The sequence below is a fragment of the Skermanella aerolata KACC 11604 genome, from assembly GCF_000936425.1.
Taxonomy (GTDB): domain Bacteria; phylum Pseudomonadota; class Alphaproteobacteria; order Azospirillales; family Azospirillaceae; genus Skermanella; species Skermanella aerolata.
In genome coordinates, this window is sequence record NZ_AVFK01000026.1 from 98,273 (window position 1) to 117,768 (window position 19,496).

Genomic DNA, 19,496 nt, shown 5'->3' on the forward strand with positions numbered 1-19,496 from the left:
GAAGCCGCATGAATAAGCTTTCGGACCGATCGCGCCGATCCGTTGCGCCGATGATCTGACCGCCACCGGAAACACCTTGCCAAGCGCCTGAAGAAGGTGTCTGAAGGCCGGCATGATCACCGATGCCGTCTTCTACGCGATCGCCATCCCCGCAGTCTTGCTTTCCGGCATCAGCAAGGGAGGACTTTCAGGGCTGGGAGCCCTGGCGGTGCCCATGATGGCGCTGGTCATTTCACCCGCCCAGGCGGCGGGACTGATGCTGCCGATCCTGTGCCTGATGGACCTGTTCGGGCTGTGGGCGTACCGCAAGACCTGGAGCCGCAGCCAGATGCGCGTGCTGCTGCCGGGATCGCTTATGGGTATCGGCATCGGCGTGCTGGCGTTCGGCCATCTGAACGACGATGCGGTTCGGGTGCTGATCGGGCTGATCGCCGTCCTGTTCTCGATCAACCAATGGCTGAAGCCGCTGTTGCAGCAGCAGTTGCTGGAGGCTTCGCCGCCATCCGGCGCCAAGGGGTTGTTCTGGTCCGGCGTGGCTGGATTCACCAGCTTCGTCGCCCATGCGGGCGGGCCGCCGGTGCTCATATACCTGCTGCCCCTGCGCATGGAGAAGATGCTGCTGGCGGGGACGACGGTGATGTTCTTCGGCGTGGTGAATTACGTCAAGCTGATCCCGTATTTCTGGCTGGGACAGCTCAATATGGCGAACGTCTCGACATCGCTGGCACTGGCGCCGCTGGCTCCCATCGGGATCTGGATGGGTGTGTGGCTGACCAAGCGCGTCAGCGAAAAGTTATTCTACCGCGTCAGCTTCTTCATGCTGTTTTTGGCCGGCGTGAAGCTGCTGTACGACGGCATGACGGGACTGGGAGCGATCTGACGTCAATCGTCGTCAGGCTCCGTTCCCGTCAGCAACGCGTGGATGCGGCGGCCCAGCGCCGTCAGGCCGGTTCCTTCGGCGTCGAACAGCCCATGCAGGCGCTTCATGCCTTCGTCGTCGGGCAGGTAGGTCGCGGCGCCGCCGGGCAGAGTATCGGAATAGGCCCAGGTGAAGCCTTCGCCGGTAGGGTCCCAGACCTCCGTCCGCTCCGGTCCATGCGGACGCGCGACCCAGGCACGGTCACCGGCGGCCTCCGCCTTGTAGCGGACGCCGAAGAAGCGGCTGCCGGCCAGGGCGCCGACGGCGACCACCGCGAAGACGCCGCCTTCGGGAAAACGCTCCGCCACCAGCTGGCTCACCATCTCCGCGAACCGGCGGCGTTTCTCCTCCGCAGGCATGCCGTCCAGTACCAGAGCCATCGGTGAAATTCCTTTTAAAGAAAAAGCCCCGCAGCTTACCACTGCGGGGCTCGATCTCACCATTGCTTCGGACAAAGCCGGAAGTTTTACGCGGCCTGCTTGATCATGCTGCGGAGCACGTATTGCAGGATGCCGCCGTTCTTGTAGTACTCGACCTCGTCCAGGGTATCGATGCGCAGCATCACCTGGATCGTCTCCGACGAGCCGTCGGCGCGGGTGATCTTGACATCGATGTCCTTGCGCGGGGTCAGACCCGACTCGACACCGGTGATGTCGAAGGTCTCCGTGCCGTCCAGCTTCAGGCTCTGGCGCGACATGCCGTCCTTGAACTGGAGCGCCAGGATGCCCATCCCGATCAGGTTCGAGCGGTGGATACGCTCGAAGCTCTCGGCGAGGACGGCCTTGACGCCCAGCAGGCGGGTGCCCTTGGCGGCCCAGTCACGCGACGATCCCGTGCCGTACTCCTTGCCGGCCACGATGACCAGCGGGGTGCCCTGGTCGGCGTAGCGCATGGCGGCGGTGTAGATCGGCAGGACCTCGCCCGTCGGGATGTACTTGGTGACGCCGCCCTCGACGCCGGCCACCATCTCGTTCTTGATGCGGATGTTGGCGAAGGTGCCGCGCATCATGACTTCGTGGTTGCCGCGGCGGGCGCCGTAGGAGTTGAAGTCGTCCGGACGAACCTGATAGCCCAGCAGGTACTCGCCGGCCGGGCTGTTCTTCTTGATCGAACCGGCCGGGGAGATGTGGTCGGTCGTGATCGAGTCGCCCAGGATGGCAAGCGGGCGGGCGCCATGGACGTCGGAGACCGGCGCCGGTTCCGGCTTCATGTCCTCGAACAGCGGCGGCAGCTTGACGTAGGTCGAACCCTCCACCCAGTTGTAGGTCTGGCCGGTCGCGGTCTCGATCGACTGCCACTCCGCCGGGCCGGCGAACACGTTGCTGTAGCGCCGGCGGAACATCTCGGGCGTCAGGGATGCCTGGATCGTGTCGGCGATCTCCTGGTTGGTCGGCCAGATGTCCTTCAGGTAGACTGGCTGACCGTCGCTGCCGGTGCCGATCGGATCGTTGATCAGATCGACCTTGATGTTGCCCGCCAGGGCATAGGCGACACAGAGCGGCGGCGACGCCAGATAGTTGGCGCGGGTGTGCGGGTTGACGCGGCCTTCGAAGTTGCGGTTGCCCGACAGCACAGCGGCGACGACCAGATCGCCCTCCTCGACCGCGGCGGAGATCGGCTCCGGCAGCGGGCCGGAGTTGCCGATGCAGGTGGTGCAGCCGTAGCCGACCAGATTGAAGCCCAGCTTGTCCAGATAAGTGTCCAGGCCGGCGGCGGCGAGATAGTCGGTCACCACCTGACTGCCCGGAGCCAGCGAGGTCTTGACCCATGGCTGCGAGGTCAGGCCCTTCTCGACCGCCTTCTTGGCAAGCAGGCCGGCCGCGACCAGCACGCTCGGATTGGAGGTGTTGGTGCACGACGTGATCGCGGCGATGACCACATCACCCTGCTTCAGGCTGTAGTCGGCGCCCTTGACCGGCACCGCCTTGCTCTCGTCGCCGGCGGGAACCTTGAACGAGGAGGTCAGGTCGCTGGTGAACGCCTGCGACAGGGCTGACAGCAGGACCTTGTCCTGCGGGCGCTTCGGGCCGGCAAGGGCGGGCTCGACGGTCGAAAGGTCCAGTTCCAGCACGTCGGTGAAGACCGGCTCGGGCGAGCCCGGCTCGGCCCACATGCCCTGCGCCTTGGCATAGGCCTCGACCAGCGCCACCCGCTCGGGATCGCGGCCGGTGAAGGTCAGGAACTTGATGGTCTCGGCGTCGATCGGGAAGATACCGCAGGTGGCGCCGTATTCCGGAGCCATGTTGGCGATCGTCGCGCGGTCGGCCAGCGGCAGGGCCGCGAGGCCGGGGCCGAAGAACTCGACGAACTTGCCGACCACGCCGCGCTTGCGCAGCATCTGGGTGACGGTCAGGACGAGGTCGGTCGCGGTGGCGCCTTCCTTCAGCTTGCCGACCAGCTTGAAGCCGACGACTTCCGGGATCAGCATGGAGATCGGCTGGCCTAGCATGGCCGCCTCGGCCTCGATGCCGCCGACGCCCCAGCCCAGCACGGCCAAACCGTTGACCATGGTGGTGTGGCTGTCGGTGCCGACGAGGGTGTCGGGATAGGCGATGGTCTTGCCGGTCGCCTGATCGGTGTCGGTCCAGACGGTCTGGGCCAGATACTCGACGTTGACCTGGTGGCAGATGCCGGTGCCGGGCGGCACGACGCGGAAGTTGTCGAATGCGGTCTGGCCCCAGCGTAGGAAGGCGTAACGCTCCTGGTTGCGCTCGAACTCCAGGTCGACGTTCTTCTTGAATGCACCGGCATTGCCGAATTCGTCGACCATGACCGAGTGGTCGATCACCAGATCGACCGCGCACAGCGGGTTGATCTTCGACACTTCGCCGCCCAGCGACTTGACGGCCTCACGCATCGCGGCCAAGTCGGCCACGGCGGGAACGCCGGTGAAGTCCTGCATCAGGACGCGGGCGGGACGGTAGGCGATCTCGGTGTCGCTTCTGCGATCCTTCAGCCACTGACCGAGCGCCTTGACATCATCGACCGAAACCGTGCGTCCGTCTTCGAAACGCAGAAGGTTTTCCAGCAGTACCTTCAGGGAGAACGGCAAGGTGGATACATCACCCAGACCGGCCTGCTCGGCCGCCTTCAGGCTGAAGTAATCATAGGACTTGCCACCCACTTCGAGGGTACGGCGAGCCTTGAGCGTGTCATGACCGGTGAACGTTGTCACAGGAACTCCTCCATTGCATCAGCAACCAGCGGAGGTTTGGATCGCGAAGTGACCGAAACCTTTTTTGTACAGTCGTGGTGTAGCGCAGAATTGGCATGTAGGCAAACACGAGCATGATGCAAGTGGTCATACCAATGGGAAGTATTTTCAAAGGTTTCGCAAAGATGCGAGAACTTTCCAAGTGATTTTCCACCTGTTGCGCGGCGGCGCTTACCGCAGCGCACCATAGACTGTGCAACAGGGAGTCTTACTCACTTTCATATTACCTTCGTATTATATTACCGTTTTCGATGTCACACAATAGGTACTCCTGGCCTAGTGCCGATTCGGCTCCGATATCGGCATGCCGCCGGTGCCGGATCGATACGATCGCATGCCGGAACTCGCTGACGCCAAGGCGACACGGCATCGGACAGGAATTTTACAAACGATTGTTTTCTAAAACGCCGAAATCTGTTGCAGCCCATTCGTCTTGTATTTAAGGATTGGACACGCCCGATGAGGCGCAAGGGACATACCGCTCAAATGGTATGACCAATAATAATGGTTCAGGGAGGACGCACGGTGAAGGCCGATACGCCCATTTTTGAAGCCCGGCATGTATCGCTGAGGTTCGGCGGCGTGCGAGCGCTGACCGATGTGAGCTTCAGTATCGACAAGGGCGAGCTGTTCTCGATCATCGGTCCCAACGGCGCCGGCAAGACTTCGATGGTCAATTGCATTTCCGGCCGCTATACCCCGACCGAAGGCCAGATATTCTTCAAGGGCCAGGATGTGACGGGCATGACGCCCAACAACCGGGCGGAAATCGGCATCGGCAGGACCTTCCAGAATCTGGCGCTGTTCGGGCACATGACCGTGCTCGACAACATCATGGTCGGCCGCCACCACCTGCTGAAGAACAATTTCCTGACCGGCGCCCTCTACTGGTTCACCGGCGCGCGCACCGAAGAGCTGGCGCACCGGCGCGAGATCGAGGAGATCATCGACTTCCTCGACATCCAGCATGTCCGCAAATCGATCGCCGGCACGCTGTCCTACGGCCTCCGCAAGCGGGTCGAACTGGCTCGCGCCATGGCGCTGAAGCCGGACCTGATCCTGCTGGACGAACCGATGGCCGGCATGAACCTAGAAGAGAAGGAGGACATGGCCCGCTACATAGTGGACCTGAACGAGGAATACGGCATGACCGTCGTGATGATCGAGCACGACATGGGCGTGGTCATGGATATCTCACACCGGATCATGGTTCTGGATTTCGGCAAGAAGATCGCCGAGGGCTATCCCGAGGAAGTGCTGGCGAACGCCCATGTCAAGCGGGCCTATCTGGGCGAAGCCGACGACGTGCTGAGCGACGAGGACGACGTCACCGTCACCGCTCCGGCCGGAAAGGTGGCGTGATGGACGCCGCAACCGTCAACGATTTGCCCGACCTGTCGCTTTTCGACACCTTCCCGAAGCTGCTCCAGCTCCATGCCCGTAACCATCCGGACGAGGTGGCGCTCCGCGTCAAGGACCTGGGCATCTGGCACAGCCTGAACTGGCGGGAGTACCAGACGCGCGTCAAGACCTTCGCCCTGGGGCTGCACCATTTCGGCATCGGCCGGGGCGCCGTGGTCGCCCTGATCGGCGACAACCGGCCGGACTGGGTCTGCGGGGAGATCGCCGCCCACGCGGTCGGCGCCATGAGCCTGGGCATGTACCGCGACGCCCTGGATGAGGAACTGGCGTTCCTCATCACCTATAGCGGCGCCCGCGCGGTCTTCGCCGAGGACGAGGAGCAGGTCGACAAGCTGCTGGCGCTGGGCGACCGCATCGGCACCGTCAAGCTGATCGTCTACAGCGACCCGCGCGGCATGCGGAAGCACACGGACCCGCGCCTGATCTCCGTGACCGAGCTGATGCATCACGGCGACGCCGTCGCGTCCGAATACCCCGCCCTCTACGACGAGCTGGTCGCGGCGACGAAGGGCGAGGACGTGGCCGTCCTGTGCACGACGTCGGGCACGACGGCCAATCCTAAGCTGGCGATGCTCCCTGCCGGCCGGATCATCCGCCATTGCGCCAGCTATCTCGGCGTCGATCCCAAGGGACCGCGCGACGAATACGTCTCCGTGCTGCCGCTGCCCTGGATCATGGAGCAGGTCTATGTGCTGGGCAAGGCGCTGCTGAGCCGGATGACCGTCAACTTCGTCGAGGAAACCGAGACGATGATGAGCGACTTCCGCGAAGTCGGGCCGACTTTCGTGCTGTTCGCTCCGCGCGTATGGGAACAGATCGCCGCCGATGTCCGCGCCCGCATCATGGATGCCTCGCCGCTCAAGCGCCGCCTCTACGACTACGGCATGAAGCTCGGGCTCGACGCGCTGGACAAGGGCAAGCGGTCCTGGCTGGCCGACCTGCTGCTGTTCAAGGCGCTGCGCGACCGCCTGGGCTTCACCAACCTGCGGTCGGCCGCTACCGGCGGTGCGGCGCTGGGTCCCGAAACTTTCCGTTTCTTCATGGCGATGGGCGTGCCGCTGCGCCAGCTCTACGGCCAGACCGAGACGCTGGGGGCCTATACCATCCACGCGGCGGGAGACGTGAACTTCGACACGGTCGGCAAGCCGTTCGACAGTGCTGTCGAGGTCAAGATCGACAACCCCGACCACAACGGCGTCGGCGAGATCGTGACCCGCCACCCCAACATGTTCGCGGGCTATTTCGGGACCGAAGCCGCCTCCGCCGACCTGCGGGACGGCTGGATGCATACCGGCGACGCCGGCTATTTCGACAAGTCGGGCCATCTCGTCGTGATCGACCGGATCAAGGACATCGCGACGACCAGCCTCGGCGACCGGTTCTCGCCCCAGTACATCGAGAACAAGCTGAAGTTCAGCCCCTATGTCGCCGAAGCCGTCATTCTGGGCGACCAGCGCGAACATCTGGCGGCGATGATCTGCATCCGCTTCCCGATCGTCTCGAAATGGGCGGAAAAGAACCGGATCTCCTTCACGACCTACACCGATCTGGCAAGCCGCCCCGAGGTCTACGAAATGATCCGGTGCGAGGTCGAGACGGTCAACAAGACCCTGCCCGACGCCCAGCGCATCCGGAAGTTCCTGCTGCTCTACAAGGAGCTGGACGCCGACGACGGCGAGTTGACCCGGACCCGGAAAGTCCGCCGGAGCGTGATCGCCGAGAAATATGGCACCATCATAGACGCCATCTACGGCGGGCGTCCCAGCATCGACGTGGACACCACCATCGCCTACCAGGACGGCACGAAACAGCGCATCCGGACGGTCCTGAAGGTGGTCGATCTCGCACCGGGCGACACGGCCCCGGCCTTTCCGAAGCGAGCGGCGTGATGGCGAGCGCATTGCAATTTCGGGGGAGTTGGGGTAGAAGAGAGCTGCTGAGGGACGTTCTGAGCGCCCCCCGGCACCTCCTAGGCCCTGGTCACAAGCAGGCGAATGCAAATCCGCCAGACTTTGAGATCGAGCCACAGGAGGGTGGATGGTTTTCGCATCCATTCGCTCCTCGGTTAGACGGTCGGGCCAATTCCCGGCCGGCGACCCGGACCACACCCCATACGATAGAATTCTTCGAACGACCGCGCGTGGCGATAGTGTCGCAACCGCCGGCATCCGGATTCAAAAGCAGAGCCAAGAACAAGAACGCGGCCTGGGAGGGAACCTCGCCATGAACTGGAACCTGCTGTTCCAGCTCGTCGTCAATGGCATCATCGTCGGCGCCCTCTACGGCGTCGTGGCCATGTCGTTCGTGCTGATCTACAAGGCAAGCCAAGTCGTCAACTTTGCCCAGGGCGAATTCCTGCTGATCGGGGCCTGGGCCTGCTGGTGGCTCTTGACGACGTACCAGATCCCTTTCGTCTGGGGCTTCCTGATCACGCTGGCCTTCATGATGACATTCGGTGTCATTCTCCAGATCGTCGTGTTGCGGCCGATGATCGGGGAGCCGATCATCTCGGTCATCATGGTCACGATCGGGCTGTCGATCTTCTTCCAGGCCCTGATGAAGTGGATGTTCGGCGTCTTCGCCAAGCCCTTCCCGCCGATCTTCGAAACCCAGTCGGTCAGTGTCTTCGGGCTTCAGGTGCAAAGCGTCTACCTGATGAGCCTGGGCATCTCGCTGTTCATCATGGCCGGCTTCGGCTGGTTCTTCAAATATTCGAAGATGGGTCTGGCGATGCGGGCGACCGCCTTCGACCAGCAGGTGGCGCAGTCGCTCGGCATCTCCGTCCGCACCGTCTTCGCGCTGAGCTGGGCGATCTCCGCCATGGTGTCGTCGGTGGCGGGCGTGGTGGTCGGAACGGTCAACGGCGTGTCCTCTGCCCTGTCCTTCTTCGGCATCAAGGTCTTCCCGGCCGTGATCCTGGGCGGGCTGGACAGCATCCTGGGCGCCGTGATCGGCGGCCTGATCGTCGGATTGCTGGAGAACGTCGCGCACTTCTTCGACAGCCAGTTCCTCAACTGGGGAAACATGTACGAGATCGCCCCCTTCTACGTCCTGATCGTCATCCTGATGATCAAGCCGTACGGGCTGTTCGGCACCAAGACCATCGAACGCGTCTGACCGGAGCCGCCATACCATGACGAGCATGATCCCCTGCGGCGACTTCAAGACCGGGTATTCCGCCGACACCACCATCTTCCCGACCACGACCAGCCGCAACATGGTGATCTTCGGGATCGCGGTGCTGTGCCTCGCCCCGCTGGTGATGGACAAATACGCGCTCAGCCTGCTGATCCAGATCGGCTATCTCGGCATCGCGGCGCTCGGGCTGAACATCCTGGTCGGGTTCACCGGCCAGATCTCGATTGGGCACGCCGCCTTCTTCGGCTTCGGCGCCTTCACCTCGGCGTGGCTGGTTTCGAACCTCCACGTCCCGGTCTTCTTCGCGATCCCGCTGGCCGGCGTCCTGACCACGGCGGTCGGCATGATCTTCGGCCTGCCCGCCGCCCGCCTGAAGGGGCTCTATCTGGCGATCGCCACGCTGGCGGCCCAGGTCATCCTTCAGGACTTCTTCGCCCGCGCCTCCTGGTTCTCAGGCGGCGTCGCCGGCACGCTGACCGAGCCGTTCTCGATCTTCGGCTTCGTCTTCGACACCGACGAGCGCTACTTCTACGTCGTGCTGGCCTATGTCGTCGTCATGTACATCCTCGGCACCAACCTGATGCGCTCGCGCGACGGCAGGGCGCTGGTCGCGGTCCGCGACCATTACCTGTCGGCCGAGATGATGGGCATCAACCTGACGAAGTACCGGACACTGTCGTTCGGCATCTCGGCCTTCTACGCCGGCATCGGCGGCGCGCTCTACGCCCACTACCTTCAGTTCGTCTCGGTCGAGGGCTTCACGATCCTGTTCTCGATCCAGTTCCTCGGCATGATCATCATCGGCGGACTGGGCTCGATCATGGGGTCGCTGATGGGGACCGCCTTCATGGTCCTGCTGCCGGAAAGCATGCAATGGCTGACCGATAGCTTGGCGGGAGGCGCCATCGACCGGGCGCTCGACCTCAGCAACAGCCTCGCCTTCCTGCGCGAGATGGCGATCGGCGCCGTCATCATCCTGTTCCTGATCTTCGAACCCGACGGGTTGGCCCATCGCTGGAAGCAGATCAAGGCATACTGGAAGCTCTACCCGTTCTCCCACTGAGGACGCTGGAACGACCGGCAATCCGAACAACAGACCGAAACAACAAGCCGACTAACCACAATAAGAATATCCGGAGGATGCTTTCGATGAGTGTGAAGAGCGTAATGCTGGCAGCATCAGCGGTGATCGCCCTGACCGCGCCCGTGTCGGCCCAGACCAAGGTCCCGGTCGGGCATCTGGCCGACTATAGCGGCGCCACGTCGGACGTCGGCGTGCCGTTCGGGCAGGGCGTCGCCGACGCGCTGGCCTATATCAACAAGACGGGCGGCGTCGGCGGTTCCCAGATGGGGGTCGAGACCTTCGACTACGGCTATCAGGTGCCGCGGGCGATCTCGCAGTACAAGAAATGGTCGGGCCGCGACAAGGTGGTCGCGATCCAGGGCTGGGGCACGGCGGACACCGAAGCGCTGATCACCTTCATCGCCAAGGACGAGATCCCCTATTTCTCCGGCTCCTACGCCGGTCAGTTGACCGATCCCAACGGCTCGGGCGAGAAATCGACCAAGGCGGCTCCGTTCAACTTCTTCTACGGCCCCTCGTATTCGGACTCGCTGCGCGCCATGCTGCAATGGGCGGCGGAGGACTGGAAGACCAAGGGCGGTTCGGGCAAGCCCAAATACGTCCACATGGGCGCCAACCACCCCTACCCCAACGCGCCGAAGGAAGCCGGCGAGGAGCTGGCGAAGGAACTGGGCTTCGACGTGCTGCCGGCCGTCCAGTTCGCCTTGACCCCCGGCGATTACACAGCGCAGTGCCTGACGCTGAAGGACAGCGGCGCCAACTACGCCTATCTTGGCAATACGGCGGGCTCCAACATCTCGGTGCTGCGGGCCTGTGACACGGTCGGCGCCAAGGTCCAGTTCATGGGCAATGTCTGGGGCATGGACGAGAACGCCATGAAGGCCGCCGGCAAGGCCGCGGATGGCGTGGTCTTCCCGGTCCGGACCGGCGCGGTCTGGGGGGGAGAGGCGCCGGGCATGCAGATCGTCAAGGAGGTTTCCAAGATCTCCGACGCCACCGGCAATGCCTATCGCCCGGTTCACTACATGTCCGGCATCTGCTCCGCCTTCTACATGAAGGAGTCGATGGAGTGGGCGGCCAAGAACGGCGGTATTTCCGGCGCGAAGATCAAGCAGGGCATGTACCAGAAGAAGGATTGGGTGCCGGCTGGCCTTGAAGGCGTCTGCGTCCCCTCGACCTGGACGCCCGACGACCATCGCGGCACCACGACCGTCGCGATCTACCGCGCCAAGGTCTCGGGCGCCACCGAGGCATCGGTCGACGAACTGGTGAAAGCCGGCACGATCAAGCTGGAGAAGGTCACCAGCATCGACCTGCCGCGCAAGAAGGAATGGCTCGGCTGGTAAAGCCGGACCACCCGCCGGGACGGCAAGGACCGTCCCGGCAATCCTTTTGCATGATCAGGCCGCACGACAGGCCGCACGACGGGATAGAGTCATGACCGCCGCCATCGACGTCAACGCCGTGCCGGCACCGCCGGTAGCGGCCCGGAAACCAGCGCTGCTCTCGGTCAACAACATTGAGGTCGTCTACAACGACGTGATCCTGGTCCTGCGCGGCCTCAGCCTCCAGGTTCCGGAAGGCGAAATCGTGGCTTTGCTGGGCGCCAACGGGGCCGGCAAATCGACTACGCTGAAAGCCATTTCAGGCCTGCTAAAGACCGAAGACGGCGCCGTCACCCGTGGCGACATCAGCTTCGCCGGGGAAAAGATCAACGGCATCGACCCGGACAAGATCGTCCGTCGCGGCATCTTCCAGGTGATGGAAGGCCGTCGGATCATCTCCGACATGACCTGCCTGGAGAACCTGCGGCTCGGCGCCTTCACGCGCCGGGACAATAATGTCCGCCAGGACATCGAGATGGTCTACGATTACTTCCCCCGCCTCAAGGAACGCACCGGCCTCGCGGGGTATCTCTCCGGCGGCGAGCAGCAGATGCTGGCTATCGGCCGCGCGCTGATGGCCCGGCCCAAGCTGATCCTGATGGACGAGCCTTCCATGGGCCTGTCGCCCCTGCTGGTGAAGGAAGTCTTCGCCATCATCCGCCAGATCAACCGCGACCTCGGCGTAACGATCCTGCTGGTCGAGCAGAACGCCCGCATGGCTCTCCAGGCAGCCAGCTACGGCTATATCATGGAGTCCGGCAAGGTCGTGCTCGACGGCACCGCCGAGGAACTCGCCAACAACGAGGACGTCAAGGAATTCTACCTTGGCGGCGGCGGCGAGGAACGGCGCAGCTTCAAGAACCTGAAGAGCTACAAGCGCCGGAAGCGGTGGCTGTAAACCTCTTCCATCCTTTAAGCCGGCTTCAGGAAATGCAGGGAACAGTCATGGCGAACAGCTTCTACGACGATCTGGAAACCCGTTCGGCCGATGCGCGGGAAGCGGCGCTGCTGGCCGCCCTGCCGGAGCAGATCCATCTCGCCCAGCGCAGCACGCCGGCCTATGGCCTCATCCTTGCGGGGATCGACCCGATGTCGATCGCCAGCCGGGAAGCCCTGGCGGCGCTGCCGGTCACCCGGAAGTCGAACCTGACGGAGTTGCAGGGCCGGGAGCCGCCGTTCGGCGGCTTCAGCGCCGTGCCGCCGGGAGGGCTCGCCCGCATCTTCGCGTCGCCCGGTCCGATCTTCGATCCGGAGGCCCGCCGGGCCGACTACTGGCGCTTCGCCCGTGCCCTGTTCGCCACCGGCCTGCGGACCGGCGATGTGCTGCATAACTGCTTCTCCTATCACTTCACCCCGGCGGGCTCGATGTTCGAGAGCGGCGCCCATGCGCTGGGCTGCGCCGTCTTCCCCGCCGGGACGGGCAATACCGAGTTGCAGGTACAGGCGATCGCGGCGGTACGGCCAGCCGCCTATGCCGGGACGCCGGACTACCTGAAGATCATTCTTGAAAAGGCCGACGAGACCGGCGCCGATCTGTCCTCGCTGCGGCTAGGACACGTCACCGGCGGCGCCTTCATGCCGGACGTCAAGCGGTTCTACCAGAACCGTGGGCTCGAGGTCTTCCAGAGCTACGGCACCGCCGACCTCGGCATGGTCGCCTATGAGAGCGCCGCTCGCGAAGGCCTGATCCTGGACGAGCACGTCATCGTCGAGATCGTCCGTCCCGGCACCGGCGATCCGGTCGCCGACGGGGAGGTCGGCGAGATCGTCGTAACGGTGCTGAACCGCGACTATCCGCTGGTCCGCTTCGCGACCGGCGACCTTTCAGCGTTCATGCCAGGATCCAGTCCTTGCGGACGAACCAACCGGCGCATCCGCGGCTGGCTGGGCCGGGCGGATCAGACGACCAAGGTGAAGGGCATGTTCGTCCATGCCGGACAGATCGCCGACGTCCTGAAACGGCATCCGGAGGTCCTGCGCGGCCGGCTGGTCGTGGACAGGGCCGATGGCGCCGACGCCATGGTCCTGAAAGCCGAAGCGGCCGATACCGGCACCGGACTTGCCGAGTCTTTGGCGGCGAGCCTGACTTCGGTGACCAAGCTGAAAGGCGGAGTTGAAATCGTATCCCCCGGAACTTTGCCCAACGATGGCAAGGTGATCGAGGATCTGCGCAAATACGAAGGCTAGAACTTTGGTCCGAACAAGGGCTTCGGCAGTGAACAAGGCGCCTCCCAACGTGTTATCCACTATCACGCCTGAACTCTGTCCGGACGAGCATGTATTCCTCGCACCGCCCCGAAACCTCCGGGTCTTCCCGTCAGCCTTCTCCTGAATTCGACCGTGAAGGAGCCCGAGCCCTGGTGGAGCGATTGGCCGCATCCCAGGGTGTCGATCTTACCCCGTGCGAGCGGGAGCCGATCCATATTCCCGGCGCCATTCAGCCCCATGGAGCGCTTCTGGCGCTGCATCCCACGGACTGGGCATTGATGGCGTACAGCGCCAATGCGTCAACCACCTTCGGGATCGAACTCGGAGACTTGGGTCAGCGGCCGCTGGATACGCTGATCGGAGACACCCTGGCGGCGGAAATCCGCGAGGCTTTCGCCAAGGGCGAACTGGACGGAGCGAACCCGTTTCGCACGACCGCATGCCTGCCCGGCAATGGTGTACTGATGGATTTCGCGGTCCACAGTCATAACGGAATCATCATCGTAGAGACGGAACAGACGACCCCTGGAGATCTTCCGGCGGCACTGCCACGCACCATGGTCCGGCTGCGCGATGCTTCATCATTGGCTGAGTTGGGGCGCTTGACCGTTCAATCCATCCGCGCCCTTTCCGGTTTCGAACGCGTATTGATCTACCGCTTCGATGCGGAATGGAACGGTGAAGCCATCGCGGAGGATAAGACGCCAGATCTGGAACCGTCCTTGCTGGGCCTGCACTTCCCGGAATCAGATATTCCCCGGCAGGCACGGGAGCTTTATGCCCGGAACCACAGCCGGTTCGTCCCCGACCGCGACGCAGCGCCGGTATCGCTGCTGTCGATAAGCGCGGATGGCGGCGCACAACCTCTGGACCTTAGCTTCGCACGGCTTCGGGCACTCTCCCCAGTCCATCTGGAGTACCATCGGAACCTCAACGTCAACGGCTCGATGTCCGTATCGGTGATGAAGCACGGCCGGCTGTGGGGTCTGGTGATCGGCCACCATAGGCAGCCGCTGCTGGTCCCGCCCGCCTTGCGTACGGCTGTCACCTTGCTGGTCGATGCCTTCGCCATGCGCCTGACCGAAGTCGAGACGGCGGCGGATTGGGACGAGCGGCGGGACCATGTGGCAACCCACGCAAGACTGCTGGAGCAGATGGCCGGCGCCGACGACTTCGTCCCGGCGCTTACCAGTGGCCCGGTGACGATGGCGCGCCTGTTCAACGCCGGCGGGGCCGCCGTGATACGGGACGGCGAAGTCCGGCTGGATGGGGGTGCTCCGCCGGCGGAAGTGGTCTTGGACATCATGGAGACGCTTCGTGCCCGGTCCAAGGAAGGGGAACCGGTGACGACCGAGCACTTGGCCGGCATTTCCAGCCGCTTCGTCCAGCATTCCGGGACCGCGAGCGGCGTGATGGCGGTCTACTTCGGCCCGGACCATCGTGACGCCCTCATGTGGTTTCGGCCGGAGGTTACGCGCACGATCACCTGGGGCGGCGATCCGTCCAAGCCGGTCAGCTTCGAAGCCGGTCAAATGCGGATACTGCCCCGGCGCTCGTTCGAACGCTGGACCGAGAGGATGCGCTGCTACTCGCAACCTTGGTCTCCCTGGACTCTGGAGATTGCCCAAAGCCTTGCGCAGACCATCGACGAAGTCATCGTCCGGCACCAGCGCAAGCTTGGCGAACTCAGCGGCAAGCTGCGGGAAATCGAGGCCCTGGCGACTGAAAAGGACGGTTTGCTGGTGCAGAAGGACATGCTGATGCGGGAGGTCAACCACCGCGTCAAGAACAGCCTGCACATGATCGCAAGCCTCCTGTCGCTCCAGGGTGACGGCATCGAGGATCCGGATACCCGGCGGCAATTTGCCGACGCCCATAACAGGGTCTCGACCGTGGCCCAGCTTCATCAGCGCCTTTATCAGACCGATAAGCTTCAGAGCGTGGAGTTCGATCAGTATCTGCATGGACTGTGCAACGATCTGTCGAACTTCATGTTGTCTGAAGGAGAGGACTACATCCTTGAAGTTGAGGCCGATCCGGCAGAGTTCTCGACGGACAGAGCCATTCCTTTGGCCCTGATCGTCAACGAACTGGTCACGAACGCCTTTAAATACGCCTATCCTCCGGGATCCGAAGGGACCATCAGGGTATCGTTTACCAGCCGGACGGATGGGGGTTATCTTCTGGTGGTCTCTGACCAGGGAACAGGGCTGAAACCGGATTTTCAGCCGTCCCGGGGCGGGCTCGGCATGACCATCGTCACGTCGCTCTGCTTACAATTGGGGGCCAGCCTTTCTTTTGGCTCCACTACCGATGTGGGCGGCGCCAGATTTGCCGTTTCCCTGCCACCAGTGTAACGTGTTAGAGAATATCTTTGGAACGCGCACCGCTTCCGACGGAGTTCGACGTGATGCATCCGGAACTGCACTATCTGGCTAGCGCGGGGAGTGCCCAGGGCGGCGCTTTCATTCCTCCCGCTGCTGGAGCGGGCGCGGACAGCAAAAACATGTCGGCCGACGCCAGACTTCAGATCCTGTTGGTAGAGGACGAGGCGATCTCCGCCTTGGCGCTGAAGCGCTTGGTGGCGCGGCTCGGCCATGAGGTCTGCGCCGTGACCGCCATGGCGGAGGACGCGATCCGGCTCGCCGGGGAAATCCTGCCGGATATCATCCTGATGGACATCCGGCTTGCGGGCGAAATGGACGGCATCACGGCGGCACGCGAGATTCGAGACCGGTTCGGGATCGGCTCGATCTTCATGACGGCCAACAGCGATCCGGCGACGCGCGCTCTCGCCGAGAACGCACAGCCGTTGGGTTTCATGGCGAAGCCTTATTCTCCGATGATGGTCAAGACGACATTAAGGCATGCCGCCGAGCAGTTGGGCCCGCAGACGCGCAACTGAGACCAGCGTCCGTGTCATTCCGCTGCCCGCTTCTCTTGGAACAGCCCTAGCAGTCCCTCGCTGGTTGCGGCACAAACGCCGCGCTCGGTGATGAGGCCGGTTACCAGCCGGGCCGGCGTCACGTCGAAAGCGTAGTTGGCCACGGGGGAACCGTCGGGGATCACGGTTACCGTCTCGATCCGGCCATCCGCCGTCCGGCCCGTCAGGGCTGAAACCTCCGCTCCTTCCCTTTGCTCGATCGGGATTTCCCTGACGCCGTCCGCGATCGTCCAGTCTATCGTAGGTGACGGCAGTGCCACATAGAAGGGGATGCCGTTGTCGAAGGCGGCGAGCGCCTTCAGATAGGTACCGATCTTGTTGCAGACGTCGCCACGAGCGGTGGTCCGGTCGGTGCCGGTGATGCAGAGATCGACCTGACCATGCTGCATCAAGTGTCCGCCGACATTGTCGACGATGATCGTATGGGGGACGCCGTGGCTGTTCAGTTCCCAGGCGGTCAGGCTGGCGCCCTGGTTGCGCGGTCGAGTTTCGTCGACCCAGACGTGAAGGTCGATACCATCCTCGAAGGCCTTGTATATGGGAGCGAGTGCCGTGCCCCAATCGACGGTGGCAAGCCAGCCGGCATTGCAGTGGGTCAGGATGTTGACGGGCTGGCCCGGCTTGGCTTCGGCTATGCGCCGGATCAGAGCGGCGCCGTGGCTGCCGATGGCTTCGTTGATCCCTACGTCCTCGTCGCAGACCGCCGCAGCCTCGATATAGGCGGCCTCGGCGCGCTCTCCCGTCGGCAACGAAGAAAGGCGCCGACGCATACGGTCCAGAGCCCAGCGCAAATTGATCGCCGTCGGACGAGTTGCCAGCAGCGTGTCGTAGGCGCGGTCGATGCCGTCAGGGTCCTGGCGGAGAGCCAAGGCCATGCCATAAGCCGCGGTTGCCCCGATCAGGGGAGCCCCCCTGACCAGCATGGCGGCGATGGCATGGGCGGCTTCGTCCAGGGTGGTGAGCCGGGTCGTGGCGAAGTCATGGGGCAAGCGTGTCTGGTCGATGATTTCGACCGACCATCCATCTTCCGCCAGCCAGATCGTCCGGTACGGCTTTCCATCTATTCTCATGTCGCCCCTCGGCTCCCCTGTCCGCTGTTAGCCGGCGATCAACCCGCGGTCGCGGGCCAGCAGCATTATTCCGATATCGCGCCAGCAATCGACCAACTGACCTCTTCCGGCGCGCCTTAGATCGTACCCCCGCTCCAGGGCGAATTCGACCACCTTTGCGCGCCCGATCTGAGTATCGAAGTCATCCGCCACTTCTTCCCACGCATCGCTGGCGCAATCGGGACAGGCGGAGAAGAGCCCGGTGAGAACACGCTCCAACTCCTCCTCATATGCCTCACTGAACCGATCCGAACTGTGGACTTCCAACCCTTGGGTATGATCCGCAACCCGTACGACATGCATTCCGTTGTTCCTCGTCCCATCAACAAAGCGGAGATCATGGGCAACAACGGACCGACAGCGGATTTGTTTCCTTAAACAGGATCTGCCTGTCGCGGACGCAGCTGATTATACCTTTCGATGAAGGCAGCCATGGCATCGTCAGGTCCAAGAGGCACGATGGCAACTTCGGCCGGCGCTGGCAGATCGTGCCAATTTACCCGGTGAGGGGCACAGAGGTCGCGGAGTTCGGTCGCAAGGCTGCGCTGGTCGGCCAGCTTGACGGCATCGTGCTGGGGATGGCTGAAGCCGAACCGGGCAGCCAACGCCGCCTTCAACGGTTCGATCGCCGCCTTGATGACTTCGCGTCCGATCCGGACTTTCCAGGGTGTCGGCCAATCCCCAGTGAAGGCTTCCTCGCTGTCGTGCATCAGGGCTTCATACTCGTATCCAGGAGGAGCGAGTTCGCTCGCCAGCACACAATGCTGCGCGACGCTGTAGAAAGCACGCGTATTGCCGACGAAGCGGCATTGGTAGGCGAGAGGACGTGCTATGTCCTCGATGTCGAACCGGCTGAAATCCGGGTTCTCCAGATCCAGGGTGCGGCCCGAGTAGGTCAGCATGACGGCTGTCGCTTCGGGAATGTCCAGGAGGTCGAGTTGGTCGGGATCGGTGGAGCTTCTGCGGCGGCGCGGCGGCATGGTATGGACCTTCTGGAAATCTGGATCCAACGATAGCGACTCAACAGCTTCCGGCCAAGCGCTTGAGCGATATGTAAGAAAGGGATAGCCGCCGAAGCAGGTACTATCAGCTTATCATGCGCCAGTACCCCCAAGGAATGGCTAGAAACCAACATTGCTCCATCGGTCCATTCATCAAGATTTATTTTTAAATTGATTTTTATGGCATCTTCACAAATTGATCAAAGTTTATTTATTAACTTATCGCGGTGGTTTGTCACATGAGCACTGATACGTTAGTTAGCCAAAGAAGAGTTTGGCATGATATTCTCTGCTTCCGGACGGGATGTCCATTGTTTCCCCGTCGCCCCACTCATCTCCAGTTACTTAACAATCAAAGAGCTACGGAGTGAAGAGATGGCTTTGGATAAAGAAAACGCCGGAAGCGCAGTGAAATCCGATTTTCGTGAACATAGCTCGCTGTCCGGAAATGCCTCTCGTCCCACTGTTGAATCGGCCGAGGAAGCAGTGGACATGGCAGCGGAATTTGCCGGGCGATCCGCTACTCAGGTCGGCAAAATGTTGGACTATTCGTTCCGGGTCATGCAGGAGACGACCAAGCACACGACGCAGAACCTGGACGTGCTGATGCAGTGCGGCACCATCGTCGCAGAAGGCTGGCAGACGATCCTTCGGGAATGGATCAGTGCCACTCAGGAGACGACACAGAAGAACATGAACGATTTTCAGGAGCTTATGCAGTGTCGTAGCATCGACACGCTCTTTTCGTATCAGAGCAATATCCTGCGCGACCGGATCGAATCAATTCAGCACAGCAATGCCCGAATTTCGGAGGTGTCCACTCAGGTCGCCAACGAAACGGCAAAGCGGATCAGTGAGATGACCGGCAGCATCAGCTTCGGAAGCGAGCTTGTTGAACAAAGTCAAAGGAACCTTCGCCGGGCGGGGGTCGAAATAACCAGAGTCGACCGCGCCGGTGATTGACTTACGCGACTAAAAGAAAAGCCGCCCGAAAACTCGGGCGGCTTTTCTTTTTTTTGGATCGAGAACGAGTGACGGTTTGGGACACAGTGGCGTCGGCTTTTCGGCTTTG

At 62.6% G+C, this 19,496-nt stretch carries 16 protein-coding genes; 11 read left to right on the forward strand and 5 right to left on the reverse strand.

The genetic code is table 11. The features are described 5' to 3' along the window. Positions 1–112: 112 nt before the first annotated feature. Positions 113–880 (forward strand): sulfite exporter TauE/SafE family protein, encoded by a 768-nt coding sequence (locus N826_RS25810; protein WP_044433441.1) that lies wholly within the window; start codon positions 113–115, stop codon positions 878–880. Positions 881–882: 2 nt separating this feature from the next. On the opposite strand, the gene N826_RS25815 is transcribed toward N826_RS25810, so the two are convergent. Then, entirely contained in the window at positions 883–1,299 is a 417-nt protein-coding gene (locus N826_RS25815) for a hypothetical protein (RefSeq protein ID WP_044433442.1), read from the reverse strand. A gap of 86 nt (positions 1,300–1,385) precedes the next feature. Next, complete coding sequence (gene acnA, locus N826_RS25820; RefSeq protein WP_044433444.1) at positions 1,386–4,094, reverse strand: aconitate hydratase AcnA; 2,709 nt, start codon at positions 4,092–4,094, stop codon at positions 1,386–1,388. Positions 4,095–4,658: 564 nt separating this feature from the next. Here acnA and N826_RS25825 point away from each other — a divergent pair. The 9 genes from N826_RS25825 to N826_RS25865 all read left to right on the forward strand — a co-directional run bounded on the left by N826_RS25825 (position 4,659) and on the right by N826_RS25865 (position 16,275). Next, entirely contained in the window at positions 4,659–5,495 is an 837-nt protein-coding gene (locus N826_RS25825) for an ABC transporter ATP-binding protein (RefSeq protein ID WP_244619502.1), read from the forward strand. Continuing rightward, positions 5,495–7,444, forward strand: coding sequence for a long-chain fatty acid--CoA ligase (locus N826_RS25830; RefSeq protein ID WP_044433448.1), 1,950 nt, complete (start codon positions 5,495–5,497; stop codon positions 7,442–7,444). The genes N826_RS25825 and N826_RS25830 overlap by 1 nt, the downstream gene beginning before the upstream one ends. Positions 7,445–7,778: 334 nt before the next feature. After that, positions 7,779–8,672: a branched-chain amino acid ABC transporter permease gene (locus N826_RS25835; RefSeq protein WP_044433450.1), complete on the forward strand. Its 894-nt coding sequence runs from the start codon at positions 7,779–7,781 to the stop codon at positions 8,670–8,672. Between the two features lie 16 nt (positions 8,673–8,688). Next, the gene (locus N826_RS25840; RefSeq protein ID WP_044433452.1) at positions 8,689–9,756 is read left to right on the forward strand and encodes a branched-chain amino acid ABC transporter permease; all 1,068 of its coding nucleotides are present in this window, start codon (positions 8,689–8,691) and stop codon (positions 9,754–9,756) included. An 86-nt stretch (positions 9,757–9,842) separates the two neighbouring features. Then, complete coding sequence (locus tag N826_RS25845) at positions 9,843–11,123, forward strand: ABC transporter substrate-binding protein (protein ID WP_044433454.1); 1,281 nt, start codon at positions 9,843–9,845, stop codon at positions 11,121–11,123. Between the two features lie 91 nt (positions 11,124–11,214). Continuing rightward, complete coding sequence (locus tag N826_RS25850; protein ID WP_044433456.1) at positions 11,215–12,060, forward strand: ABC transporter ATP-binding protein; 846 nt, start codon at positions 11,215–11,217, stop codon at positions 12,058–12,060. A gap of 47 nt (positions 12,061–12,107) precedes the next feature. Then, positions 12,108–13,349, forward strand: coding sequence for a phenylacetate--CoA ligase family protein (locus N826_RS25855; protein WP_044433457.1), 1,242 nt, complete (start codon positions 12,108–12,110; stop codon positions 13,347–13,349). A 173-nt stretch (positions 13,350–13,522) separates the two neighbouring features. Beyond that, positions 13,523–15,727 (forward strand): histidine kinase dimerization/phosphoacceptor domain -containing protein, encoded by a 2,205-nt coding sequence (locus N826_RS25860; protein ID WP_169789415.1) that lies wholly within the window; start codon positions 13,523–13,525, stop codon positions 15,725–15,727. A 17-nt stretch (positions 15,728–15,744) separates the two neighbouring features. Further along, positions 15,745–16,275, forward strand: coding sequence for a response regulator (locus N826_RS25865; protein ID WP_052832060.1), 531 nt, complete (start codon positions 15,745–15,747; stop codon positions 16,273–16,275). 14 nt (positions 16,276–16,289) lie between these two features. On the opposite strand, the gene mtnA is transcribed toward N826_RS25865, so the two are convergent. The 3 genes from mtnA to N826_RS25880 form a co-directional block, all read right to left on the reverse strand. Further along, on the reverse strand, positions 16,290–17,384 hold the full coding sequence (gene mtnA, locus N826_RS25870; protein ID WP_044433459.1) for an S-methyl-5-thioribose-1-phosphate isomerase: 1,095 nt from the start codon (positions 17,382–17,384) through the stop codon (positions 16,290–16,292). 27 nt (positions 17,385–17,411) lie between these two features. Next, positions 17,412–17,726, reverse strand: coding sequence for a hypothetical protein (locus tag N826_RS25875; RefSeq protein ID WP_044433461.1), 315 nt, complete (start codon positions 17,724–17,726; stop codon positions 17,412–17,414). A 71-nt stretch (positions 17,727–17,797) separates the two neighbouring features. Beyond that, positions 17,798–18,403, reverse strand: a complete 606-nt coding sequence (locus tag N826_RS25880; protein WP_044433517.1) for a transcriptional regulator — start codon at positions 18,401–18,403, stop codon at positions 17,798–17,800. A 396-nt stretch (positions 18,404–18,799) separates the two neighbouring features. Here N826_RS25880 and N826_RS25885 point away from each other — a divergent pair, with 396 nt between their 5' ends. Further along, a complete protein-coding gene (locus tag N826_RS25885) occupies positions 18,800–19,387 on the forward strand; it encodes a phasin family protein (RefSeq protein ID WP_169789416.1) in 588 nt (195 codons plus the stop codon). Positions 19,388–19,496: the final 109 nt, after the last annotated feature.

Excerpts from the sequence above, each read along its gene's own strand:
- N826_RS25885 (WP_169789416.1), top strand. The coding sequence starts at position 18,800 with ATGGCTTTGGATAAAGAAAACGCCGGAAGCGCAGTGAAATCCGATTTT.
- N826_RS25875 (WP_044433461.1), bottom strand. The coding sequence starts at position 17,726 with ATGCATGTCGTACGGGTTGCGGATCATACCCAAGGGTTGGAAGTCCAC.
- N826_RS25835 (WP_044433450.1), top strand. The coding sequence starts at position 7,779 with ATGAACTGGAACCTGCTGTTCCAGCTCGTCGTCAATGGCATCATCGTC.
- mtnA (WP_044433459.1), bottom strand. The coding sequence starts at position 17,384 with ATGAGAATAGATGGAAAGCCGTACCGGACGATCTGGCTGGCGGAAGAT.
- N826_RS25815 (WP_044433442.1), bottom strand. The coding sequence starts at position 1,299 with ATGGCTCTGGTACTGGACGGCATGCCTGCGGAGGAGAAACGCCGCCGG.
- N826_RS25810 (WP_044433441.1), top strand. The coding sequence starts at position 113 with ATGATCACCGATGCCGTCTTCTACGCGATCGCCATCCCCGCAGTCTTG.
- N826_RS25845 (WP_044433454.1), top strand. The coding sequence starts at position 9,843 with ATGAGTGTGAAGAGCGTAATGCTGGCAGCATCAGCGGTGATCGCCCTG.
- N826_RS25880 (WP_044433517.1), bottom strand. The coding sequence starts at position 18,403 with ATGCCGCCGCGCCGCCGCAGAAGCTCCACCGATCCCGACCAACTCGAC.
- N826_RS25840 (WP_044433452.1), top strand. The coding sequence starts at position 8,689 with ATGACGAGCATGATCCCCTGCGGCGACTTCAAGACCGGGTATTCCGCC.
- N826_RS25830 (WP_044433448.1), top strand. The coding sequence starts at position 5,495 with ATGGACGCCGCAACCGTCAACGATTTGCCCGACCTGTCGCTTTTCGAC.
- N826_RS25855 (WP_044433457.1), top strand. The coding sequence starts at position 12,108 with ATGGCGAACAGCTTCTACGACGATCTGGAAACCCGTTCGGCCGATGCG.
- N826_RS25850 (WP_044433456.1), top strand. The coding sequence starts at position 11,215 with ATGACCGCCGCCATCGACGTCAACGCCGTGCCGGCACCGCCGGTAGCG.